22 protein-coding genes and 1 tRNA gene are annotated in these 24,067 nt (G+C 53.4%); 11 read left to right on the top strand and 12 right to left on the bottom strand.

Features of this window, described 5'->3' with window-relative positions; translation table 11 throughout:
- The first annotated feature begins 5 nt into the window (after positions 1-5).
- From L0666_RS04095 to L0666_RS04060, 8 genes are all read left to right on the top strand, one after another.
- Positions 6-1,415, top strand: a complete 1,410-nt coding sequence (locus tag L0666_RS04095; protein WP_235259047.1) for a cryptochrome/photolyase family protein — start codon at positions 6-8, stop codon at positions 1,413-1,415.
- Between the two features lie 228 nt (positions 1,416-1,643).
- Positions 1,644-2,084 (top strand): TrgA family protein, encoded by a 441-nt coding sequence (locus L0666_RS04090; protein WP_235259045.1) that lies wholly within the window; start codon positions 1,644-1,646, stop codon positions 2,082-2,084.
- Positions 2,084-3,217 carry an NUDIX domain-containing protein gene (locus L0666_RS04085; RefSeq protein ID WP_235259037.1) on the top strand — a complete coding sequence of 378 codons (1,134 nt, stop codon included), beginning with the start codon at positions 2,084-2,086 and terminating at the stop codon, positions 3,215-3,217. Before L0666_RS04090 ends, L0666_RS04085 begins: the two co-directional genes overlap by 1 nt.
- 51 nt (positions 3,218-3,268) lie before the next feature.
- Complete coding sequence (locus tag L0666_RS04080) at positions 3,269-4,306, top strand: cysteine synthase A (protein ID WP_235259035.1); 1,038 nt, start codon at positions 3,269-3,271, stop codon at positions 4,304-4,306.
- Positions 4,303-6,708, top strand: coding sequence for a DUF3772 domain-containing protein (locus L0666_RS04075; RefSeq protein ID WP_235259033.1), 2,406 nt, complete (start codon positions 4,303-4,305; stop codon positions 6,706-6,708). Before L0666_RS04080 ends, L0666_RS04075 begins: the two co-directional genes overlap by 4 nt.
- Complete coding sequence (locus L0666_RS04070; RefSeq protein ID WP_235259031.1) at positions 6,705-7,424, top strand: alanyl-tRNA editing protein; 720 nt, start codon at positions 6,705-6,707, stop codon at positions 7,422-7,424. Before L0666_RS04075 ends, L0666_RS04070 begins: the two co-directional genes overlap by 4 nt.
- A complete protein-coding gene (locus tag L0666_RS04065) occupies positions 7,424-7,798 on the top strand; it encodes a hypothetical protein (RefSeq protein ID WP_235259029.1) in 375 nt (124 codons plus the stop codon). Before L0666_RS04070 ends, L0666_RS04065 begins: the two co-directional genes overlap by 1 nt.
- Positions 7,799-7,866: 68 nt before the next feature.
- Positions 7,867-7,956: transfer RNA gene (locus L0666_RS04060), tRNA-Ser, on the top strand.
- Between the two features lie 138 nt (positions 7,957-8,094).
- Here the strand turns inward: L0666_RS04060 and L0666_RS04055 are convergent.
- The 8 genes from L0666_RS04055 to L0666_RS17345 are packed head-to-tail and all read right to left on the bottom strand — an operon-like array spanning position 8,095 to position 16,863.
- Positions 8,095-8,796: a peptidoglycan-binding domain-containing protein gene (locus L0666_RS04055; RefSeq protein WP_235259027.1), complete on the bottom strand. Its 702-nt coding sequence runs from the start codon at positions 8,794-8,796 to the stop codon at positions 8,095-8,097.
- An 8-nt stretch (positions 8,797-8,804) separates the two neighbouring features.
- Positions 8,805-10,169, bottom strand: coding sequence for a DUF3131 domain-containing protein (locus L0666_RS04050; RefSeq protein WP_235259019.1), 1,365 nt, complete (start codon positions 10,167-10,169; stop codon positions 8,805-8,807).
- Positions 10,170-11,996, bottom strand: a complete 1,827-nt coding sequence (locus L0666_RS04045) for a glycosyltransferase family 2 protein (RefSeq protein WP_235259017.1) — start codon at positions 11,994-11,996, stop codon at positions 10,170-10,172.
- Positions 11,993-13,138: an acyltransferase gene (locus L0666_RS04040; RefSeq protein ID WP_235259015.1), complete on the bottom strand. Its 1,146-nt coding sequence runs from the start codon at positions 13,136-13,138 to the stop codon at positions 11,993-11,995. The genes L0666_RS04045 and L0666_RS04040 overlap by 4 nt, the downstream gene beginning before the upstream one ends.
- 9 nt (positions 13,139-13,147) lie before the next feature.
- Complete coding sequence (locus L0666_RS04035; protein ID WP_235259008.1) at positions 13,148-14,872, bottom strand: DUF3131 domain-containing protein; 1,725 nt, start codon at positions 14,870-14,872, stop codon at positions 13,148-13,150.
- A gap of 49 nt (positions 14,873-14,921) precedes the next feature.
- Positions 14,922-15,329 carry an ATP-binding protein gene (locus L0666_RS04030; RefSeq protein WP_235259006.1) on the bottom strand — a complete coding sequence of 136 codons (408 nt, stop codon included), beginning with the start codon at positions 15,327-15,329 and terminating at the stop codon, positions 14,922-14,924.
- On the bottom strand, positions 15,326-15,670 hold the full coding sequence (locus tag L0666_RS04025) for an STAS domain-containing protein (protein WP_235259004.1): 345 nt from the start codon (positions 15,668-15,670) through the stop codon (positions 15,326-15,328). Before L0666_RS04025 ends, L0666_RS04030 begins: the two co-directional genes overlap by 4 nt.
- A complete protein-coding gene (locus L0666_RS17345; RefSeq protein ID WP_235259002.1) occupies positions 15,667-16,863 on the bottom strand; it encodes a PP2C family protein-serine/threonine phosphatase in 1,197 nt (398 codons plus the stop codon). The genes L0666_RS04025 and L0666_RS17345 overlap by 4 nt, the downstream gene beginning before the upstream one ends.
- A gap of 344 nt (positions 16,864-17,207) precedes the next feature.
- On the opposite strand from L0666_RS17345, the gene L0666_RS04015 reads away from it, so the two are divergent.
- Positions 17,208-17,750, top strand: coding sequence for a heme NO-binding domain-containing protein (locus L0666_RS04015; RefSeq protein ID WP_235259000.1), 543 nt, complete (start codon positions 17,208-17,210; stop codon positions 17,748-17,750).
- Between the two features lie 13 nt (positions 17,751-17,763).
- Positions 17,764-19,521 carry a response regulator gene (locus tag L0666_RS04010; protein ID WP_235258998.1) on the top strand — a complete coding sequence of 586 codons (1,758 nt, stop codon included), beginning with the start codon at positions 17,764-17,766 and terminating at the stop codon, positions 19,519-19,521.
- Positions 19,522-19,540: 19 nt separating this feature from the next.
- On the opposite strand, the gene L0666_RS04005 is transcribed toward L0666_RS04010, so the two are convergent.
- From L0666_RS04005 to L0666_RS03990, 4 genes are all read right to left on the bottom strand, one after another.
- Complete coding sequence (locus L0666_RS04005; protein WP_235258991.1) at positions 19,541-21,109, bottom strand: hypothetical protein; 1,569 nt, start codon at positions 21,107-21,109, stop codon at positions 19,541-19,543.
- Positions 21,110-21,326: 217 nt separating this feature from the next.
- Complete coding sequence (locus L0666_RS04000) at positions 21,327-22,382, bottom strand: YeeE/YedE family protein (RefSeq protein WP_235258989.1); 1,056 nt, start codon at positions 22,380-22,382, stop codon at positions 21,327-21,329.
- 56 nt (positions 22,383-22,438) lie between these two features.
- On the bottom strand, positions 22,439-22,774 hold the full coding sequence (locus L0666_RS03995; protein ID WP_216036693.1) for an ArsR/SmtB family transcription factor: 336 nt from the start codon (positions 22,772-22,774) through the stop codon (positions 22,439-22,441).
- 115 nt (positions 22,775-22,889) lie between these two features.
- On the bottom strand, positions 22,890-23,273 hold the full coding sequence (locus L0666_RS03990) for a hypothetical protein (protein ID WP_235258987.1): 384 nt from the start codon (positions 23,271-23,273) through the stop codon (positions 22,890-22,892).
- A 46-nt stretch (positions 23,274-23,319) separates the two neighbouring features.
- Here L0666_RS03990 and L0666_RS03985 point away from each other — a divergent pair, with 46 nt between their 5' ends.
- Positions 23,320-24,057: a cytochrome c biogenesis CcdA family protein gene (locus L0666_RS03985; RefSeq protein WP_235258985.1), complete on the top strand. Its 738-nt coding sequence runs from the start codon at positions 23,320-23,322 to the stop codon at positions 24,055-24,057.
- The last annotated feature ends 10 nt before the right edge of the window (positions 24,058-24,067 follow it).

Raw genomic sequence — 24,067 nt, 5'->3', positions numbered from 1 at the left:
ATAATATGAAGCCGGTCATCTATTGGGTTCGACGTGATTTACGCTTGGCGGACAATACCGCATTAAATGCAGCACTTGCGTCGGGCCGGCCGGTCATTCCTGTTTTTATCAACGATGCGTCAATAGACGGTCTTGGGGCTGCCGCTAAATTTCGGTTTGGCGAAGGCTTACGTGTCTTTGCAAAAACGCTCGGGGACCTCGGGTCGCAGTTAGTCTTACGGCGTGGTGATGCCTTGGAGGTTTTGCGCCAACTGATTTCCGAAACTGGGGCAAAGGCCGTCTACTGGAACAGGCTTTATGATCCCGTCGCAAAAATCCGCGACACAGAGGTCAAGTCTACTCTCAAATCAAACGACATTGAGGCGCGGTCTTTTGCCGGGCATTTGTTGTTTGAGCCTTGGACGGTCGAGACGAAAACGGGCGGGTTTTACAAGGTCTTCACACCAATGTGGAAGGCCGTACGCAGCCGCGATGTTGCGTCACCTGTACCTGCACCGTCACAGGTTTTTGCCCCTCAAACCTTCCCCGCGAGCGATGATCTGGCGGATTGGGAAATGGGAGCCGCAATGAAACGCGGCGCGTCTGTGCTTGCGCCTCATATGTGTGTAGGCGAGGCGGCCGCGCAAGACCGGTTGGCGGAATTTATCGAACACAAGGCCGCCGATTACCCGACAGATCGTGATCATCCAAGCGTGGATGGGACATCGGGCCTGTCAGAAAACCTGACCTATGGGGAAATCGGCCCCGCGACCTGTTGGCATGCTGGTTGGGCAGCGATCCACCGCGGGGTGTCAGGTGCCGAAGTCTTTTGCAAAGAACTTGTTTGGCGCGAGTTTGCCTACCATCTGATGCATCACACGCCGCATATTTTGGACAGCAATTGGAAAGCCGGCTGGGACAGCTTTCCGTGGAACACTCAAGACACAGCAGATGTCATCGCATGGAAACAAGGCCGCACAGGCGTGCCGTTTGTCGATGCGGCCATGCGCCAGATGTATGTGACAGGGATTATGCACAATCGCGGCCGTATGATTGTTGCATCCTATTTGACCAAGCATCTGATGACCGATTGGCGGATCGGGCAGGCATGGTTTGAGGACTGCCTGATTGATTGGGACCCCGCGAGCAACGCAATGGGATGGCAATGGGCCGCTGGGTCAGGGCCGGATGCGTCACCGTTTTTTCGAATTTTCAATCCCGTTACACAGCTAAGCAAGTTTGACCCCAAAGGGGGATACGCAGCCTGCTGGATTGCCGAAGGGCAAAAAAACCCATCAGAGACGTCGCTGTCATACTATCAAGCAATCCCGCAGGGATGGGGGATGACAAAAGATGACCCATATCCTGAACCTGTGGTAGACCTAGCAGAAGGGCGCGCGCGCGCGCTCAGCGCCTATCAGGCGAGGGACGCTTAAGCGGATGGCACAGCGTAAAAGAGATACTTTTTGCCTCATAGTGCAGAAAACAAAGACGCAAAAATCGTATTCGAAACCTCACTAGATCGCGGAACTTTTACCTCGCCTCTTGCGCGGGGGGCTTGCGGGGGGGTATTTGCGAAGGAATGTAAATCGCTATGACCTGACACAGCTGACGTAGATTGGTGGAATTTGTCCGGTATCCTGCGAAGCCGAAGGAGCAGTACTATGCCGACGATGGGACGACTGGTTGGGGCATTCCTTTATGGGGCGCTTGCGTGGTACACGACGATCTTGATTGTGCCGCTGTTTCCCGAAGGCACCAACTTAGGTTGGTTCCAAGAAATCAACACCGTGTTTGGTTTATGGGTCGGGTGGACGATTGCTGGATCGCGGGCAGGAACTGGCTACACGGCGGCCTTCAGCTACGGACTAACGGCGACAATTGCGATGGTCGTAACGGCGAACTTCTTTAACTCAGCCATTGTGATGGTCGATCAATCCCTGCGCCGCCGCTATGACGGCCCCGGTGAAGCTGTGACTGCAGTCTTTGAGATGTTCGTGGAACACGGCGAAATGATTATGACATCTGAGATCATTAGCACATTGCTGATTGGTGGGATTGGCGCGGGTCTCATCGTTGAATTCTTTGGCAAAAGGTTCACCTAATGGACCTGTTTCTATTTGGGACATTGTTGCACATGCCACTCTTGGAGGTGGTAAGCGGCGATTCTCAGGTACGCGAGCGTGTCACGTTCGCGACGCGTGTCGACTTCAAGGTAAGCCGTGTTGAGGGGCAGGTGTTTCCGATCATGCACGAGGCTAAGGGCAGCGTCGCAGAAGGCGTGATTGTTTCGGGGCTAAGTGACGAAGCGCTATCGCGGCTGGATTATTACGAGAAAGCATTTGGCTACGAACGCATGGAATTTGTGGTGCTCGACGCGGACCAACAACCCCGCGAGGCGACAGCCTATCTTCCTGAGCCAGGCCTGTGGTCCCCAGCCGAAAGCTGGGATCGTGACGGTTGGATTACCGCAATGGGGGAATTGACGACCCTGACAGCCCGCGAGGCTATGTCAGGGATCGATCATACTCCCGCTGAGGCAATGGGCCGTAGGTACCGGCAGATGATGGCGCGGGCAGCGTCCCATTTGCGGGCCAAGAATACAGCACACAATGCAGCAGTCGGGCGCGGCGACATGGTGCAGGGTGATGTGACCCTGCTAAAGTCGCAAAACCGATATGCGGGTTTTTTTAATGTCGAAGAGGTGGATCTCGCGTTTCGCCGTTTTGATGGGGCGATGTCGGCACCTGTTAATCGTGCGGTTTTCGTCGGGGTCGATGCAACGATTGTACTGCCCTACGATCCTGTTCGTGATCGTGTCTTACTGGTCGAACAGTTTCGCACGGGTGCCTATCTACGCGGGGACGCGAACCCTTGGACGATCGAACCGGTTGCCGGAATAATCGATCCCGGCGAAACCCCGGAAGAGGCCGCAATTCGCGAAGCGAAAGAAGAGGCAGGCATCACCTTGCGCGACCTCACCTGTGTTTCTGCGGCTTATCCTAGTCCGGGCACAACGACCGAACATTTTTACCTGTATGTTGGCCTGTGTGATCTGCCCGACGGGGCCGAAGGGCGCGGCGGTGAAGATGCGGAAGATGAGGACATCCAGTCTTATGTTATGGACTGGGTCGATTTTGATGAGGCCTTGAATGCCGGTAAATTCCGGCTTTTGCCGCTTCTGGTCGTGGGGCATTGGCTGGCACGAAATCGTGACCGTTTGCGCGCTGCTGCTTGAAGGCCGCCGACCTGTCGCCTACACCTTATTACAAATGTGAAAGGCTCCAATATGACAATCCGATCCGATTTAGCCGAAACCGTCGGCAACACGCCACTCATCCGCCTGCGCGCCGCGTCCGAAGAAACTGGATGCGAGATTTTGGGCAAGGCGGAATTCATGAATCCGGGTCAGTCAGTTAAGGACCGCGCAGCGCTTTACATCATCAAGGATGCCATCGCCAAAGGCGAGCTGCGCCCCGGCGGGACGATCGTTGAAGGCACAGCGGGTAACACAGGCATCGGTCTGGCGCTTGTTGGCGCGTCGATGGGGTTCAAGACGGTGATCGTCATTCCTGAAACCCAGTCTGAGGAAAAGAAAGAAATGTTGCGCCTTGCGGGGGCCGAACTGGTTCAAGTCCCAGCCGCGCCGTACCGCAACCCCAATAACTTTGTACGCTATTCAGAACGTTTGGCCAAAGAACTGGCGCGCACAACAAACGAAGGCGTGGTCTGGGCGAACCAGTTTGACAATGTAGCGAACCGTCAGGCCCATATCGAAACCACAGGCCCCGAGATTTGGGAGCAAACCGGCGGCAAGATTGATGGGTTCATCTGTGCGGTTGGATCAGGTGGCACTTTGGCGGGCGTCGCAATGGCCTTGCAGCCAAAGGGCGTGAAAATCGGCATCGCTGATCCAGACGGTGCCGCGCTGTATAACTACTACACCAAAGGCGAATTGAACATGACCGACGGCGGGTCAATCAATGAAGGGATCGGGCAGGTCCGGATTACCAAGAACCTCGAGGACCTGAAGCCGGACTATGCTTACAACATCCATGACAAGGATGCGTTGCCCTACGTCTTCGACATCCTGCAAACCGAAGGCCTGTGCCTTGGGGGGTCTTCCGGTGTTAATATCGCTGGGGCTGTGCGCATGGCCAAAGAAATGGGGCCGGGACATACGATTGTGACGATCCTTTGTGACTATGGCACGCGGTATCAGTCAAAGCTGTATAATCCGGATTTCCTGCGCGAAAAGGGTCTTCCTGTACCAAGCTGGTTGGACAAAGAACCGGCCGTGATCCCAACGGTATTTGAAGACGTATGAAACGGGTTCTTGTTCTTCTGGTTGCGCTTTGGGCTGTTCCGCTCTTTGCGCAGGATGATGGCGTTATTGACGTCGAAACGACCGATGCGACTGTAGCCGAGGTAACGCAACTGGCGGACACTTTTGCCAATCAGGCAGAGTGGGAAGCCCTAGCAGGTCGTGTCGAAGTTGCAGTTGAAAGCGGGCTAACGTCTAATTCGGTTCTCGGCGAATTGCGCTCTGAACTGGCAGATTGGCGCGATACGTTTCTTGATCTTCAATCGGTCAACGCCGGACGGATTGATACTGTGCAATCTCAAATCGCGGCCTTAGGAGATGCGCCCGAAGATGGCACGGATGAAGACGTGACCGTCACAGCACGCAGGGCAACGCTGTCATCGCAACTGATAGAACTTCAAGCACCTGTGATCCTTGCAGCTGAGGCCCATGCGCAGGCGGACGGCCTAATCGGTGAAATCGACACAACGCTGCGTGATCGTCAAACCGATGAATTCACTGAACGATCCCAATCCCCCTTGGTGCCGTCTGGCTGGTCCACCGCATGGACGGCGGTAAAGACGTCCTTTGTGTCTATTGGTGCCGAAATCACCGGAGAGGTCGAAAACCCCAGTCGTCAGACGGCGTTACTAAACAATCTCCCAGCGATATTGGCCTTGCTCGTTGCAGCATTGGTTTTGATCACGCGCGGACGTGCGGGGGGTCGTTGGGTGTCGGGTTTATTTGGCGCGCAATCGCTGCGGGGGCAGGGCGTCTGGGACTTTGCTTTGTCTTTGGGGCAGGTCGTTCTGCCGTATCTTGGGGTGTTGGCATTGGCCGAAGCGCTTGGCGCGACGGGAATGCTAGGTCGTCGCACGACAGTCGTAGTTGACGCGATTCCGAGCTTGGCGTTGTTCCCGATCCTTGCTCATTGGCTGGCGGGTCACTTGATGCCGACCAATTCAGCGCCGGAAACCCATCCGCTCAACATAGAACCCGAAACATCGGCCCGTGCACATCGGCGTTTTATCACGATGGGATATCTGTTGATGGTGTTTGGCTTGGTGCAGTCTTACGGCGATGCCAATGCTTTGAGCACGGTTGTTAGTGCGGTTCTGTTGTTCCCTGTCGGAGTGCTGTTGGCGTGGACGCTTTATTGGCTGGGCCATGTATTGAGGCGAACATCAGCACCCGAAGCTGAGGATGCGCCGCGATCCTTTCGGGTGGCGCTGCGCGCGATCATCAGTCGTGGCTTGATGATTGCTGCAATTGCGGGGCTCATCTTTGCAGCCCTTGGATATTCCAACGCGTTTGAAATGATCACAGAGCCCGCCGCGCAAACACTTTATGTGCTTGGTGTCTTGATCTTGCTCCAACGGTTGTCAGTGGACGCCTATACACTGCTATCTAAGCGGGAAAACAGTGCGCAGGACGCGCTTATTCCAGTTCTTATCGGGTTCTTGTTGATCCTCGTGTCCGTGCCGGTTCTGGCCTTGATCTGGGGCGCGCAAGTGACAGACATCACCGAGCTTTGGACGCGTTTCAGGGAAGGTTTCTCAATCGGAGATACCCAGATATCCCCAACAAGCTTTCTCTTGCTCGCTGTAGTCTTTGTTGTTGGCTACACGATTACCCGTTTGCTGCAGGGCGCGCTGCGTTCAACGGTTCTGCCGCGCACCAAGATGGATGCAGGTGGGCAAAATGCGGTTGTGTCCGGCATGGGGTACATAGGCATTTTCTTGGCGGCGATTGTTGCGATCACCACCGCCGGTATTGACTTAAGCGGCCTTGCGATTGTCGCAGGTGCTCTATCTGTTGGCATTGGTTTCGGTCTTCAGAACATCGTGTCGAACTTTGTGTCTGGTATCATTCTTTTGATCGAACGTCCGATCAGTCAAGGCGACTGGATCGAGGTTGGCGGGCAGATGGGTTATGTGCGCGACATCTCTGTGCGCTCCACACGGATCGAAACTTTCGATCGCACAGACGTCATCGTGCCGAACGCGGACTTGGTCAGCAATCAAGTGACAAACTGGACGCGCGGCAACAATGTCGGGCGGGTTATCGTTCCGGTTGGTGTGGCTTACGGCACTGATACCGAAATGGTTACGGGGATCCTCAAAGAGATCGCAGAGGCGAACCCAATGGTCCTGTTGAACCCGCCGCCGTCCGTGGTGTTCCAAGGGTTTGGCGCGGACAGCCTTGATTTTGAAATCAGAGCGATCCTGCGGGATGTGAACTACGTGCTCAGCGTTAAATCAGAAATGAACCACGCGATTGCAAAACGCTTTGTCGAAGAAGGCATAGAAATCCCGTTCGGCCAGCGCGATATCTGGTTCCGCAATCCAGAGGCCTTGGACTTTGGCGCAAAACCGGCGCGTAAGCCAGCAAAGAAATCACCACCAAAAGAAAAGCCTGACACATGAGTAAGCCGCTTTTTATCGACGACGCCTATAAACGTGATGCCTCCGCAGATGTCTTTGCGGTTACAGATGAGGGTGGGATCATTCTGGATGAGACCATCTTTTACCCCACTGGCGGCGGCCAGCCTGGGGATTCCGGAACATTGACGTGGGCAGGCGGCAAGATCGACATTGCGACCACCGTCAAAGGAGAAGGTGGAAGTATTATTCTTGTGCCTGCAGAGCCCAACCCTCTGCCACCGGTTGGTGGTCAAGTGATACAGTCGCTCGATTGGGAACGCCGTCACCGTCATATGCGTGTCCATACAGCGCTGCATTTGCTGTCTGTCGTGATCCCACTGCCTGTGACCGGAGGTTCCATCGGAGCGGATAAGGGGCGGCTTGATTTTGACATGCCTGAGGCCCCAGAAGACAAAGCGGAACTCGAGGCTACTTTGAACAAGCTCATCGCATGCGATTTTGAGATATCGACCGAATGGATAACGGATGCGGAACTGGCCGCTAACCCCGGGTTGGTCAAAACCATGTCAGTGCAGCCACCCAAAGGGGCAGGGCGCGTGCGTCTTGTTCGGATCGGCGAAGGCGAAAATACCGCTGACCTGCAGCCTTGTGGTGGGACCCATGTGCGTTACACCTCCGAAATCGGAACTGTTCGTCTTGGCAAAGTCGAAAAGAAGGGTAAGCAAAACCGCCGCGTTTACCTGCATTTGGAAAACTGATGTATCGTCCGTTGATGAGCGTCGTTGGCATCTTTGCCGCCCTACTAGGTCTGGTGTTAGTCTTTGCGCCGTTGCTTTATCTGTCCCTCTATGTGCCGGACGCCACGCCAGACATGGCATTTGCCGCACAACGGCTCAGCCCTGTGGTCGTAGGTTTGGGCGCATTGATCTGGGCGGCTCGCGGACTTTCGGCTGGGCCGGTTGCATCAACTTTATGCCTGATCGGGGCAGGGGTCTGGGGCGGTGTCGCAGCTACGGGCGTCTTTCATTACCTGAGCGGAACAGCTGGATTTTCCATTCTGATCGCCGCCTTCTCAGAGCTGGTTTTGGGGCTTCTTTTCTTCATTGCCTCGCGGCAGATGCGCCACGGCTGATAATAAAACATTTTTCGTACAAAGGGGCCTTGCAAAGCCCACCCATTATTGGCTAAACGCCCCCCTACGGACAGGTGGCCGAGTGGTCGAAGGCGCACGCCTGGAAAGTGTGTAGGCGGGAGACCGTCTCCAGGGTTCGAATCCCTGTCTGTCCGCCACCACCCCATTTTCAAGTGTTCTAGAAGTCGCTTTTAGTAGAGTTTGTCTGTGTTTTGCGGGGGCTTCGTTGGGGATCAAAGTGATCCAATTGCGAGCGCCAAGATTTGGCGGCCCGTCACAATCATTTTTTACGCCAACTAGGGCGAGGGCGGACAGATCAGATCTTGGATCGCACCAATCGCGTCATCCGCTGAGAGTAGAAGCGCAGGCTCACCAAGCACGCTTACCAAAGCGACGTTTGTCATGTCCCCAAAGATACCATCAACAGGGCCGGGGTCGGCGCCTGCCAAGATCAACATACGTTGCAATTTTCGGGTGAGATTATCGTCATCGATTGTTTCTTCGCCGCAGGCTTCAGCGGTTTGGCTGGCGGGGGGAGTTATGTCCGTATCGCTAACGGGGCTTTCTTCTTCCGTTTCGGCTTCAATGATCGCCTCTTCCGGTTCGGCGGCGAGGGCGGTTATTTCACCATTCTGAAGACACTGCTTCAACTGCTCGGCAACTTGCATCGCCGGTTCTGGCGGTGAGCCACTTGTGTCAAAAGTACATTCGCTCGACCCGTCATCACAAGTGAACGAAATGCGCCATTCGCTGTCTTCGCCGGCGTGTAGGGTGGCGTCCCCGTTGGCAAACAGAAAATAGTCAAAACCGTCTTTTGTTCCTTCTTGCCAGAGGCCGGGAAAGCGGGGAGAGGGAACGTCGGCGACATGGGTCGTGACATTCGTGGCCCCCGCAAGCGGTATCGTAAAGTCGTTCCCAACGCAGGGGGTGGCCTGACCTTGGCTAGCACCACCTAAAAGTATCAAAGCCGTGAGGCCATGTTGGATGAACCTCCTCATCCCGGATCTCACTGATTTACGCGCGACAAAGGCCCGAACGCCCTGAAAGCGAGAGATGCCAGAACCACGGCATTGGTGTTGGTTGTTACCGAGCCATTTACTGCCCCATCGATTTCATAAATACCTTCTGGCCAGCCGCGATCAGGATCGCCCAAATCAGACAGGGCATCGACAAGTTCGGCAGTGTATTCTGTCCCGAAAAGAGCATCCCAAGCGAATGCAGTCTTGACCGTAACTGTCCGTTTGCTGTCGATGCGATCGCCACTGAACGTCATTACCGCCCAAGGTGCACCACCGCCCCAAATGGTCGAATAGGCAAAGTAAGGGGCTTCATCGAGATGGGATTCACTGACCGCAGTAAGTTGCCCTGTTTCGCGGAAACGTGTTTCTTGGGCCTGATAAATTGCCGTCGCGAACCGGTGAGATCTGTAGTCGAACCCGAACTCCAAACCATCGAAAACATATGGTTCTGAGACGGTAAAGGCCGGGGTGATGTTGCGGTGCAAGCGATCATCAACCGGTATCGGCTGGCCATCAACGGACTGAACCATCAAGTGGGCTTCTGCGTCATATGCAAGAACCATGTCAAAACCACGCAACATCATGGCTTTGGCACCGTATTGGCCATAGCCCACGCGACCTTCTTGATCACGACGCAGGCTACCGTCAGCGATATTGCCACCAATCAGTTCGCCATTCTCTACCATCTGGTCTAGATCCCAGTGATCAACCACTGCGTCGACCTTTACGGCCAACTCAGGGTAGCTTTGTTCGGCATGGTTCATTGCGGCGACCATCCGTGCGATGTCGAGCGCCGACCAACCCAGCCCGCGTTCCACGGGTTGATTGGAATAGTCCACAAGTTCGGCTGTGCGCGTATTGTAAGCTTTGTTCGGGAGCATATCGTCGAAGAGACGAATGTCTGCCAACGTGTCCAACGCCAAAGATAGTCGCGCAACGGCTTCCTCTGTTTCGATGATCCCCAATAGATCGGCCGAGATAACAGCAATGAAATAAGAACCCGTTTCCCACATCGTTGTGGATGGATATTGGTCGGCGGAGTTCACAAGGCCCGTGTCTGGGTTTGTGTTGTTCTCGAAATACCGCCACGCGATGCGGGCGTAGTCCAGATCATTCGGTTTGCTTTCCCCTGTGTTGGCCAATGGCAAAGGTTCAACCTCGTCAAAGGCCGTGATGGGGGCGGCTATCGCGATTGGGGCGGATACTTCGGTAGGCGCGTCGGCACCGTCCGCGGTTTCGGGTGTGGATGGCATGTTTCTTTCCAAAGTCGTGACCAGCAACAGACCACAGATTAATGCAGCCAAGAAGATCAAATTGCCGCGTGCTTTGATGATATTTTCACGAAAGCTCATTTAGCTCTCCTTTTCTGTCTTGGTGGGTTGCCACATTGCGGCTGCGATCATGCCTGCCATTGCAAGGCAGTTGTTTACGCCCCACATGATGTTGGCTACGACACCGCTGATGGAATGATCCGTGGCGCCTGAAATAAGGGCGCCAATGGCGTACACAGCGCCCAAACCGGTTAATACGAGCACTCCGATCTGCGGCCATACCAACCCAAGGAAGTTGCCTGATTGGCGCACCTTCGGCGTGACCTTGAACGTGACCTTTTCACCCCGCGCAATGGTATAAATCGCCTTGAGACCAAGCGGGAAAAACGCAAGATAACTGGCCTTCGGAGCATAGCCGGCAATACCCCAAGTCCCCACCATAATCGCCAGTTCAAGCGTGACGAGGAAAGGAATGAGGTGAAAGAAAAATTCTGCGGAATAGGCGGCAACAGGTGAAATTCCGGTGAACAAATAAATTGCTGGCGCCAGCAGAAAGATGATGTTCCACAGCGGTGCCAGGTATGAGTAGAACGTTGTCGCATACATCATGCGCTGCCCAAACGTCAGACCCTTGCGAAAGATCGGGTTGTCATTAACTAGAATATCAAGGCTGCCGCCTGCGTATTTGAAACGTTGAACCGTCCATGTCAGCAAGTCTTGAGGGGACAGCATTTTGCTTTCGACGATCGGGTGCATCTTTGATTTCCACCCACTTTCACGATCAGAGTGGAGGACGATCGATGTGTAGATGTCTTCTGAGACGTGGAACTTATATGGTGTGAGGGCTTCAGTCGCTGCGGCCTCAGTCTTGATGGCTTCCATCAGGTCGGGGGCGAGTTCACGTTCTTTGGAAGATACGGTTACGACCTCTTCAACATCCCAAGTCCGCTGTTCAACCTTAGAACCAAAGCTGCGCAACGCTGCCATCATCACGGCCTCACGGCGGTGGATCGAACCTGCACCACAACAGAACGACGCATTTGCACGGTTACGGCGTCTTTGAATGACGTCGTAAAACATCTTTGGATCGTTCACGAATGGGTCTTCGCCGACGCGGACAGGGCCAAACACTCGTTCAATCCCCTTACCGAACTTCTGTCCCCGTTCGCCGAAACGACGTTCTAGTTTTTGTGGCAGGCGTTCGCCCTCGGGTAGGTCATAAAACCATTGCGGCGTTTGAACCCATGCCATCTTAGGATCACGGAAATATCCGAGAGTGTGTTCCAACATTGTTGGGAAAGGCCGTGTGTCCGCATCGCAAATCACAAGGAAATCACCATGCGTTTGTTCCATCGCATTACGCAAGTTACCCGCTTTGAAACCTTCATTGGTCGTGCGGGAAATATAGTTCGCGCCTTCGCTTTCGGTGACCGCCTTCATTTCAGGGCGACGACCATCATCAAGAACATGGATGCGCACATCAATCGGATGCGGGTAAGTCATCTTTTTGGCATCCAAGATGCCCAGTCGGACCAATTCTGGGTCTTCGTCATATGTCGCAAACATTACATCAACCGAAAGGTGACGGTCGCCTTCTGGGTGGCTTTCTACGACATCCTTTAACAAAGCAGGAGGTTCTTCGATCTTGATGGGATCGTCTTTCCAAAGATTGAAAACGAATAAGATCATCCCGATAAAGGCGCAGGTTTCCGCAATGGCTAGGGGGACGGCAAACCACATCGCATCTGGGTTCAGCGACCCGTTCCAACGCCAAATGATATACCAAGCTCCGATCACCAAAGCGAGGACTGCCAGAAACTGCCAAAGCGCTTCGCGCCACGGATTGTAGTCTAAAGGCGGGGGCGGGGTCCGGTCTTCGAACTTAAGAAAATAGTCGTCTTGGATCACGTCTGGCCCTCCCTCTTTTGGCGCCATTCCCAAGGCGGTGCGCCAAGGCCAATGGTCCACGCGAGAACACCAATCTTGGAAAGCGCGTAAGCAACGGCAAACGACCCCGGCAACGCCACGGCGTAGCGCAACAGAACGATAACCGTAGGGGATATGTCACCAGATAGGCCGCTTTTGAAAAGGGCGATGTCAAACAGGTCGATGACTGCGGGGTGCACCAGATACACACCAAACGAATACTTCGCCAAGTTTGACCAGCGCGGTGACCAATCAAGAAATTGCCCGCCCATGAAGATTAGGAAAATGCAGATGGGCATCAAGAAATGACCGTAGAAATCCCAACCGCTTCGCACACCCCAGTCACCAGTTTGCCACGCAGTCGCAAAGAACGGTAGCGTAGCAACATAGGCCAATCCTGCGAAGTATAGTCCGAAACGCCGCATCAGCCGGCTTTCGCCGCGTGGTACGCCGTCTTTCCAAATCCCATAAAGCGCGAATGCCGCAAAACCGTAGCCAACGTAGCCAAAGATCTTAATCGCTCGGATTATGTAGTCGCGAAGATCTGGGTTGAGATCCAAACCCCAGATGAAACCTTGAGTGTTGTTCATAATCCCGAGGGTCAGGAACAATGTCAGGCCAAAAATCGGGTAGCGCGTGGCCCCACGCATCATCGGATAGAACAAGAATAGGGCGAACAGGGTTGGCAGGAAATGCATGTGATATTGCACTTTTCCAAGTAAGAAATAGCCATACCAGTTTTTTAGGTCCGAAACCTGTGCCCATATGTAGTCCGAATAATTGAACGTATCAGCCTTCAAAAGGCGAAAGAACGCGTAGAACACGACCCAGAAGACAAAGGGCACTAGAAGCCGCTGTGCCTGCGTCAATACGGTTTCACGATAGCTGGGGAGTTTCCGATCCACCCGTAGCGCCATTAAAAAGAGTGAGAACAGAAAGAACATCTCGGAACCCGAAAATTCGCCAATCGAACGTAGAAATATCGGGCCCAAACGTTCTGCGGGTTCCGCGTTCTCAAATGGTTTGCCGCCGAAATCGGTCGTTGAATGGATCAGAACGACGCCCATCGCTGCAAACACACGATTGGCATCAAACCAGACCATTCTTGGCTTGGAAGAACTCATAATTCTATCCTATTGAGGCAAGCTGCAAGACTGGGGCAAAACGGCGCGCGGCTCTGGAAGAGGGAAGTTATGCTCCTCGGTGCCGCAGTCAGTCGCCGCTGTTTCGCCGCCGGTAGGAACTGGGCGACAGTAGGTGAATTCTTCAAGTGGGATCACGGGTGGGATCTCAACGCCAGCACAATTGCAGCAGTTGACGACCTCTTCCATTTGGCGCGGGTGGCACTTGTTGTCACGCAAATCGGTTCCGGCATAAGCGGTGTCCCAGTATTGCGTGTTATCGCTCGTTTGCTGCAGGATAGGTCCTTGGACCTTATACAAAAGCGCGGCGAGAATGATTCCATTGTTGTTGGCTGTCTGCAAAGGAATGTATCCGTTGCCGTTCTCATAAAGGCCCTCGAAGAACCCAAGTTCAGGGTCATACAAATCGGCTACGGTTTCAAAAAGAAGGTCCGTGTAATCGGTGTCCCAAAGCGCCCAAAGTCCGATAGCCGCCTTAGCTGCAACAGCCGCGCGGTCTGGTTGGTATTCGCCGGTCGGGTCAAGCGTGTTCCAAGCGTAGCCATCTGCAAAGATGGAGTCGTACACGAAGTAGGGGCGCCCATCGACCTGATGCTCGGAGCGAGCGGTGATGATGCCGGTTTGCTCATAGCGACGCTGCTGGACAAGATAGATACGGTTCGCGAACTCTGCGCGCCATCCATGCGAGGCCGTCATCCCATCGCCCGAGCGATCAGTCGGAAGATCCCAACCCAGCTCAAGCCCGTCTAGGATGTAGCCTTCGGTCAAGACGTAGTTTTGGTTCTTAAAAATCCGCGGATCGCGCCCATCGTATGGCACATCAATCCCATAAATCGTCGTGTAATTCAAAGGTTCGGGTGACAACGCGCGCGGCACGTCAAAACCCCAAAGAGCGAATCCTTTAGCGGCGTATTCCTCGTAACCCAGACGGCCCTCCTGAACGTAACGGATTTCACCATCGCCTTGAACAAACGAGCCGTACATGCGGCCGTCATCGCTCACCAGATTGCAGAAATTCCAGCGCATCGGGATGTTGTCGACGCTATTTGCCAAATGCGGATGGCGTTCTTTGAGGATGCGCAGCCAAACAAGCATACGTCCAATGTCCAAGGCGGACATTCCAACTTCGCCTTCTTCGTTGGCGTAGTTTACTTTGGCGCCGGTCTGGGTGTTGTAGACCTTGTTGGGCGCTTCACCGCGGAAAAGATCAAGGTTGCGCAATGTGTTCGTCAGGCGAGTGACACGGGTGTCGAATTCGCGTTTGTCGATCACACATAGTTCATAGGCTGCCACCATGGCGCTGATGTAGGACGCCGTGTCCCAAAGCGTTGTCGACGGGTAGTTGCCAACGGCGTTAACCAAGCCGGTTTCTTCTTGAAAATACCGCTCGAAATAGGACCATGCTACATTGGCCATCTCAAACTCGCGTTCAGTCAGGACGCCATTGCGACCAAAATGAACGGTGGACGCATCGCCAATTCCACGTTCGCATTCGCGCATGGTCGACACGCCGCCGTATTCGATCGTAAGCGGGGATTGTGACGTGATCGTAACCGAATTAAATTCAGCGCCGTCCACAGTGACATTGTCGATCGTGATCTGCTGAAGGTCTAACGTGTTTGCCCCCTCTTGCGAGACCGCGGTCGTTGACACCATTGCAAAAGCAGTAGCCACAAGAGGGGCCATTAGCTTATTTGTGAACGTTGAAATCTTCATCACTCTCTCCAAAACTCTCGCGGGCTACTTCGCCATCAGCCGAGCGTGTCTACTTACTAAACGTCAATTCCAGTCTGTATTTGCCGTCGACGCGCCCATAGGCGACGTGATCAGCGCAGGCCATGATCAGCCCTAATCCGCGACCACCTTCTGCCATGACATCGATTTCAGACAAATCTGTGGCGTATTTGCGAAGATCAAAAGGGGCGGCGCCTTCTGGGTCAAATACTTCCAGAAACACCGCGTTCTCCGTATCGCGTAGAGTTATCTGTATTTTTGCGTCCGGCGCACAGTTCTTTGCGTGTAGCACAAGATTGGTTAATGTTTCGCTTGTGCAAATGCCAAAGCGGCCAAGCACATCTTGCGACAAAGAACTCTCTGCCGCTGCGACCAAGAGCTGTACCATTGGATCAATGCTCTCGAGGTTATGATCCAAATAGAACGTTTCTGAGATCACGATTTTTCACTCAACGCCCGAATGGCTGCAGCTTCGTCAGGGTAGATTGAAAACACCTTGTCCATTCTGCAAATCTTGAACATTTGCATTACTTCTGAGCCCAATCCACAGACAGCCAATTCGCCGCGGTGGCCGATTTTCTTAAGGACACCTGCAAGAGCGCCAAGGCCCGATGAATCAAGGAATGTCGTGCTTGTGAAATCGATAATTAACTCGCTGCTACCAGCGTCGATCAATGCAACAACTTCGTCCTTGAACGCTTTTGAATTGATTGCAGTTAGTCGTTCGACGCCTGGTCGAACGACTGTAATGCCGCCATCAGTCTGGGTTGAGTGGATCATAGTTTATTCCTTTTGACAGCGACCACCGTTAGGTCGTCTTCTAGTGGTTCAAGTCCGCGCCAGTCGGCCAATGCCTGAATGATTTTGCCAGGGATCTTGTCAGCCGGTTCGTGGTAAATCTCTTTAACGATCGCTTCGATCCGCTGCTCACCAAAGGGGACGCCCTCATCGTTTTCAGCCTCAAATGCACCATCCGAACAGCACAGAAGCATTCCGTCCAGATCGACGTCGATATTCCCATCTTCATAGTCCACGCCACTGAACATCCCCACAGGGAACCCGCCGTCGCCAATAGGCGTCACATGGCCCCTTGCATCAACGTAATAAGGCGATGGATATCCGGCCTGACAGTAAAACAGCTTAACCCTTTGCGTATCCATCACGCCGCAAAACATCGTAAAATAATCGTCATGGGCATCGGTGCAGAAGCGTTGATTCAATTCACGCACCAGGCGCGCCGGACGGGGCGTCCCGTCATCGTCCAGAACCGATTTTGTAAAAAATTCCGGTGTGATTAAGTAACCGATCGCGACAGACAAAAGGGACGCGCGAATGCCGTGCCCCGACACATCAACCGCATAGAATCCTATTTGACTGTCGTTCAACGGAAAGCATCCGAACATGTCGCCTGACACCACAGAAGACGGCACAAAGGCAGACGCAATATCGGCGCCGAGGATGTTGGTGTTGATGTCCGGCAAGAGATCGCGTTGGGCATGGGCGGCGGCGGCTAGATCTTCGTTGATCCGGTCGTTGGCCTCTTTCAGCACCCTGTGCTGCTCTTCCAGTTCCTTGCCGTGACGGATGAGGCGCATGGCCGTTTTTAGTCTCGCCTTGAGTGCAGACTGATCATGCTGCTTGGCCAAGAAATCATCGGCCCCAGCGTTTAAAGCGTCAGCGCGAACATCATAACCATCCGTTTCAGTTCCCGTGACGAGAATGATATGAACATAGTGATCTAGATCTAAAGAACGGGTGGCGCGGGTGAGCTCAACACCATTTAGAAATGGCATTTCATAATCTGTGATCAGGATTTCAGCGCGCGTCGTCTTTAGCAACTCTAAGGCGGCTTGCCCGTCTTCTGCTTCAATAAGTTTAAGAGATGTGAAGCCAATGCTCTCGATCAGACGGCACATATATGCGCGTTGCACAATGTTGTCCTCAGCGACAATCACTTCAATCTGTTCGCGCACCTAGATCAATCCCCAATAAAACGCTTTGCAATAAACCGCCAAAAGAATACCGGCGGTTCCGATATAAAGGCCCTTTGATAATGACCGCTAAATTAGACGGGGACACGGGGAAATTGTGGCAATTTGCAGCTTTCACGTTGCAGTAGGTTTTCGCCATAGGTGGGGGGAGGTGAAAACGCGGGTACAATCGCGTGCACGTCCGTTGGGCCTTCATTCTTGACCGTTTGTTTATCGATCTTGAGTTTGCGCAACCTTATGTGCAAACTACTCTAAATTCGTAAGAAGCAGTTGTGGCAGGCATAGCGGCCATGTGTCATCAGACCAAATCAGGTTAGGAGTATGGAATGAAAGGTGTTGTTTTTGTCGAGCTTTTGAAAATGGCCGAAGATGCATTCGGTGAGGAGGCAGTCGACAACGTTCTTGATAAAGCCGATCTCGAAAATGACGGTGCCTTCACCACGGTTGGCAATTATCCATGTTCTGAATTGGTGAAAATCGTCGTTGCTTTTAGCGAACATTCTGGCCTTAGTCCCGAGGTGCTTCAGATCAAATTTGGTCATTGGATGATGGCCTTTTTCATCGAACACTACCCTGAGTTTTTCAAGGATAAGACGTCCGCATTTGCGCTTCTTGAATCCGTAGATCAGGAAATTCACGTTGAAGTTCGAAAGCTGTATCCGGATGCGGAACTGCCGCGCTTTGATACGGAACGTCATTCTGACAGCCATCTGTCGATGATCTATTCATCGCCGCGTCCACTGGATATGTTTTGTCAGGGTTTGATCGAAGCATGTCTGGAGCATTTTGACGAGAAGGGCGAGATTTCTCGCACGCCACATCCGACAGCTGAAAACACCACAACGTTTGACGTGACAACGACCGCATGAGGTTGGCCATTCAATGACAGAAAACACGGATGATCGCGTCTCGAGAAAGAGATACGAAAGAGAAAAGGCAGCCCGCGCCGAGGCAGAGGCTTTACTTGAAGAGAAAAGCCGCGACCTGTTTTTAGCCAATCAAAAGCTTGAAGAGTACTCTTCAAATCTAGAACAAGCCGTGCTTGAACGGACAGCCGAAGTCCGGCTGGCTCTCGAGCGGACCGAAGCCGCATCTGCGGCGCGCAGCAGGTTCCTTGCGACTATGAGCCACGAGATCAGAACACCTTTGGGTGGTCTTTTGGGGATGATTGACCTTTTGGAAATGGACGAAAAGGAACCCGGAAAGCTGGAGCTTTTGAACTACGCTAAGACGGCAGGCGTCGGGCTAAGTAAGATCGTAAATGATGTGCTGGATTTCTCAAAAATGGAAGCCGGTGTGTTTCTGTTCGAAGAAGAAAACGTGGATATTCGCGCGCTCATTGAAAGCGTAAAAATACTCGCCACATCTCATGAAACGGGAACAGACCGCCAGATCGTTACGAAAGTCAGCGACAGCGTGCCAAGGCTATTTCTTGGTGATGCAACGCGCATCCGGCAAGTGGTTTCGAACTTTGTCAGCAATGCAATTCGCTATTCTTTTGATGGCCCAATTATTATCAAAGCGACAACGAAAGACAACGACGGTAAGACCATTCTTCGCGTTGAGGTCGAGGACTTCGGTGTTGGGATCGATGCCGAAGGCATTTCAAATTTGTTCAAGGATTTCACACAGATATCAAATCCTTTGACTGCTGCGGCACAGGGGGCTGGACTTGGCCTTGCGATCTGTAAACGCATTATCAATGGTGTCGGCGGTGAAATATCGGTTGAGAGCACATTTGGTGAGGGATCGACGTTCTGGTTTGAAATTGAGATCGAAACCGTGGATCTGCAGAATGTTAGCGGAGCCGACGGGCTGAACCCGCCAGTCGACCTTCCACCTGAGGGAATTCAGGGGACCCGTGTGCTTATAGCCGAAGACAATATTATCAACCAAAAGCTACTTTTGACTTACGCAGAACGAATGGGGCTCGTCGCGGATTTGGCTGAAGACGGCAGTGTCGCTCTCGAGAAATTTGCGCCGGACAAGTACGATCTAGTTCTAATGGACATTGCGATGCCAAAGATGGACGGCCTAGAGGCTACACGTCACATCCGCGAACGGTGGGCGGCCGAACAAATCCCTCCGATCTTGGCACTTACTGCGCACGTTATGGATGCGATCGAAGAAGAAGCAGGGCAAGTCGGGATCGACAAGATTCTATCGAAACCTATCCCTTACGAAGAGCTCAAGAAAGCGATTGAGAATGTCGTTGCGGGCAATCTGAGTTCGAGCAATTCAGGGCCCGTGTTCTCTTCAAAACCAAAGCGAGCCAAGGCGAAACCGCAGATTGAAGAGGCACGCTCCCTCGTCGATTTGATGGCGCCGGACGTACACAAGAACCTTGTGGAAATGTTCGGGCTTGATGGTCTTTCTGACTTTGCAGGGAAGTTCCTGCAAGACTCGAGCGAACGGATTGAAAAGCTTGTAAGTGCAAATGACGACGGCGACTTCAAAGAGGTCAGAGCACAGGCTCACTCGCTCAAGGGGGCCGCTCAGGCGCTCGGTTTTCCGGACATGGCGGAATGGGCCAGAAAAATCGAACTTGATGAAACGGGGCACGAGGACATGACGGTTTTGGAGACTGCCGAAATGTTCCGCGCAAAGTTGACCGAACTAAGTGTGATCCTAAAAGGTTAAACCGCGTTCGATCTCTGCGCTAGAAACTGATGTGATGGGTCAATGATAAGCTGCCACCTGTGATCCCCGAGCTTGGTGAATCTCCACGATTCCACGGCCACCGGTTGTTGCTGTAATTGTTATAGGACAGGCGCCACGTGTCGTTGATCCGGTAGCTGACAGTATAGCTGTAGTCAGGGCTGAATTCGTCCTGCTCTCCCGATAGATAGATATAGGCAGTGGCCCCCAATCGTAAGTCTGGTGTAATTGAATAGCCGCACGACAGGTTCAAACTGGATGTAGTGGGGTCGGGTAAGCCCATACTGGCAGTACAAGGAAGTGGTGTGTCATTTGGTAAGCGGATGTCCGGCAATTTATAGCTGGCACGCAAGTTTCCATCAAAGAGGCCGGCAAGGGTGCCACCACTGTCCGAAAAACTACCTGAGTAGTTGCTGTAGCTCAGATTGATCCGGTCATTTACTTTATAGTTAAAGGCGTAGGTAAAATCTGGATCCCAGTCTTCTTGGTGGCTCGGAATGGCGTAGCCAATTAATGCACCCCTGAACGACAGACGATCTGTTAGCTGGGTTCCACACCCAAGGCTGACCCTTGGTTTAGCATTGCCTCCTTCAATGAACGCGAGGCTCGCGCTCGCTGTGACGGAACAATTAAGGTCCGAAAAACTCCAGCGTTCTTCTTGCGGTGGCTGGGCTGTCTCTGTCTCCGGTAGAGTTGCAGAAGCCGGCTGAACGGACACACTGGATGGTTCGCGGCGGAGTGGCGCAATCGGAGGCGCAATGTCTTCGGCCACCGCTTGTTGCTGGGGCTTGGGGCCAGTGCAAAGATCAGGGAAGAATGGATCGACGACATCGCACTCAATTTCCGATGACGCTCTCTCGTTTTCAGCCGATTGATCGATCACGGTCGGGTCTTCTGCGTCTTGCGAAGCCAAAGGGGGCTCGGTTGTATTTTCGTCAGTACCGGCCACAGTTTCATTGTCGCTTTCCAATGTCTCATCCGCGATGAATTGATCCGTATCTTCGATGGGGATGTCGCTATCACTTGTTGGGATAACCGTGGGTGGGCCCTCCACTTCGGTTGCGGTGTTTGCGCTCGCTTGAGTTTCTGGTGTGGTTGGTTGAAGCTCGGGTTGGTCTTGCTCAACGACGGGGAGGGGCTCAACAACTTCGGGCGCGGTGCCGGTCAGGATCCAACGCGCGATATATTGGGCCGTGCTTTCCGCTTCGATGCTTTCAGGAACGGTGGGGCGCAGCCCTTGTCCAACGGGAACCTCAAAGGCAGTACCATTCGCCATTGCCACGGTACACATGACGGCAGCGACGCATTCGATCCGAGCCGTTTCTATTAACCGATCCGTTCCAGACATGATCTTGGCAGTGCCGTCGGGATAGATTGTGTAGGTGAATTCTCCGAGGGTGCCTTTTTGATACCGCGACCAATGAAAAACACTTGGTACGTCGATGACGACCTCATTCGCGTTTGGCGACGCCAGTACTGATGTATCGACAAAAAGATCGTGCTGTTGTGGACCTTCACCTTCGCCAGATAGGACAGTCCCAATACCCGCCAGAGCGGTTGCGGCAATCAAAACTTGCCGGGAAGTGGAACAGTGAAACCTAATCATGTGAACTTACTGGGGTCATCAACGAGAAGCCAATGGTAGGCTCGTCGGGCGGATCGCTCCAGCATACAACCACGGCACAAAAATCTTTGGAACACATCACCTTGAACGTGAGGCAATATTACAACGCATTACCGCCGTCAGTTTGGCACTAGGATACTGCGTTAATGCGTGTCTCCTGATTTCATTCCGCTGGCAAGAACCCTTCGATCAAATGGCGCAGACCGATCCAGCAGCCCGCGGCAATGGATGCAAAGGCAAGAGGGGCAGAGAATGCCAGTAGCGAAAATGCGGACAGGCCTTGCCCGATACTGCACCCCAAAGCGACAACAGCGCCTACACCCATCATCGCCGCACCGATAATCTGACGGCGCAATTCGCGGGGGTCTTCACAAGCCTCCCAGCGGAAATGCCCTTTGATCAGGCTACCGATGAATGCTCCGACCCAAACACCCGCAACGGAACCGATCGCAAAGCTCAGTGTTTGGCCGCTGGATGTCATGATGTAAAAGATCGTTTCACCCACGGGGGCAGCAAAGGTGTGGCTCACGACGGATGTTCCATCAAACCCATTTTCAGCTATCCAGCTCGTGGAGGCCCAGGCGCTGACAATCGCGAACGCGACAATCACAGACCAAAAGGCTTCTTTGGGCTTGCTACGCAGGGTAGGTGTCCAAAGTGCGATGCCGATAATCAAAAGGCCAATCAGTATTCCGATCGCCGATACTGGGGCATTCGTTAGCCCGCTTAGCAGGTGTGCAATTCCTTGCGGAGAGTCGGCGTTCGCTTGTGTCGGAAAGACGGCAATACGCAGCGCCGCACCAGGACCCGAAAGCGTGGCGTAGGCAGAGATCCCCATCACCACCACAATAACAAAAGACCGCAAGTCACCACCGCCCAAACGCGCGACCGCGCCGTAACCGCAGTTGCCAGCCATGGCCATGCCATAGCCAAACACCAAACCACCGACGATTGTGGCGATGGGGGACCAAGACTGCGCAAGATAAAAGGACTGTTCCGCTGAAATGAGGCCGAGCCCGATAAGACCAAAGCTGCCTACAATTGCTGCGCCAATGGCCAGTACCCACATCCGGATACGCAAATCCGAGCCGCCGTAAACGACGTCTTCGATTGCGCCAAGTGTACAGAAACGTCCTAACCGTGCCGCTAGACCAAGCAGTATCCCTCCGAACGCTCCAGCAAGTGCTGCAACGTTCCCATCACCCCATGCGTCAAGCATCGGTGTCTCCTCCCATATGGCTCCCAATGGTCGTGAAATGGTAGTAGCGCGACCAGTTAGTCCTGATTGCAGAACAAATCGTAGACTACAGAGATAATCCGCTTACAGCGGTCATCCGTCAAGCTGTAGTATATGGTCTTACCGTCGCGCCGCGGCGTGACCAGACCTTCTAAGCGCAAACGCCCCAGTTGTTGGGATACTGCCGCTTGGCGCGCAGAGATGAGATCTTCGAGTTCGGTGACTGATTTTTCGCCCGTCACAAGGTGGCACAGGATCATCAACCGACCCTCATGGCCAATGGCCTTGAGAAAGTTGGTCGCTGTTGTCGCGTTGTTCAACATCGTGTCGAGCTCATCGTCGCTCATGGTGTCATTGAATACGGGAAGGGCCATCGTAGATATCTACTTAAGTTGTTGGACGTACTTCATCTATTTATGCTGCTATGTCTTAATCTCAAGCGGTTAATTTGGCGAGGGTTAGATCCCAAATAATTACCGAAATGTGTCATTACTGCCCGTCGGAAACGGGTATGGGTTGTTCGAATTCGATGCCGTTTTCGTTCAAAAGAACACCGAGCAGTCCCCAAAAGAAATCTTCCCCAGCGTAACCCTCAAGCCGTCCAACCTCAGCACCATCAACAAGCAGCACAAACGTCGGCGTGAAATTCACAGAGCGTGCCAATATGATGTCGTCTGGAATTGGATCCGTAATGTCGACGCGGCGAAGTGGGGCTGCATCGCCTTCATGGGTCTTGTGATAGGCATCGCCAACTTCGGCATTCCAGCGGGCACACCACATGCAACCCGGTTCTTCCGCCATCATGAGTTGTGTGTCTGCTGCTGCGACAAACGGGGCGGCCGCAATTATGAGGGTAGCCAAAGCTTTATACATTCAACTATTGTAATATGAATGAATCACTGCTGCAAGGATGTTGGTTGTGCTTGAGATCACCTTTTTGGGAGCAGCCTTTGCAGGCTTGCTGTCGTTTTTCACACCCTGCATTTTGCCGATGGTGCCATTTTACCTAAGCTATATGGCAGGCCTGTCGATGCACGAGTTGCGCGGGGATGACCAATTTCCACCGGGTACACAGAAGCGTTTGATTTTATCGGCCATTGCCTTTGCGCTGGGGGTGACGACGATTTTCGTTCTGCTGGGAATGGGCGCAACCGCCGTCGGCGGGATGTTTGGTCAGTGGAAACAGGAATTGCGCTGGGTCGCGGCCGGGGTGCTGACGCTGTTTGGTCTGCATTTTCTTGGCATCCTGAAAATTCCGCTGCTCTACCGCGAAGCACGGGTTGAAAGCTCGGCTGCGCCATCAACGATGGTTGGTGCGTATCTGATGGGGCTGGCATTTGGATTTGGTTGGACGCCTTGCGTCGGTCCGGCACTCGCATCGATCTTGATGATCGCAGGTGGCATGGGCAGCATCTGGGAGGGTGGGGCGCTCTTGTTGGTTTACGGTCTAGGAATGACGTCGCCGTTTATTGTTGCGGCCCTGTTTGCACGGCCGTTCCTTGGCTGGGCTGCGCGCAACCGGGCATTGCTTGGCTATGTTGAAAAGGTGATGGGCGCGATGTTGATCGTTTTTGCGATCCTGATCGCGACGAACTCGGTGAACGTGATCGCGGATTGGCTGATCAAGACGTTCCCAGGCTTTGCTACAATTGGATAGGAGGACACGA

It is taken from the genome of Octadecabacter algicola, assembly GCF_021532625.1.
GTDB lineage: Bacteria > Pseudomonadota > Alphaproteobacteria > Rhodobacterales > Rhodobacteraceae > Octadecabacter > Octadecabacter algicola.
The sequence above is the reverse complement of the archived record's forward strand: the minus strand, read 5'-3'. Positions and strand labels throughout refer to the sequence as shown.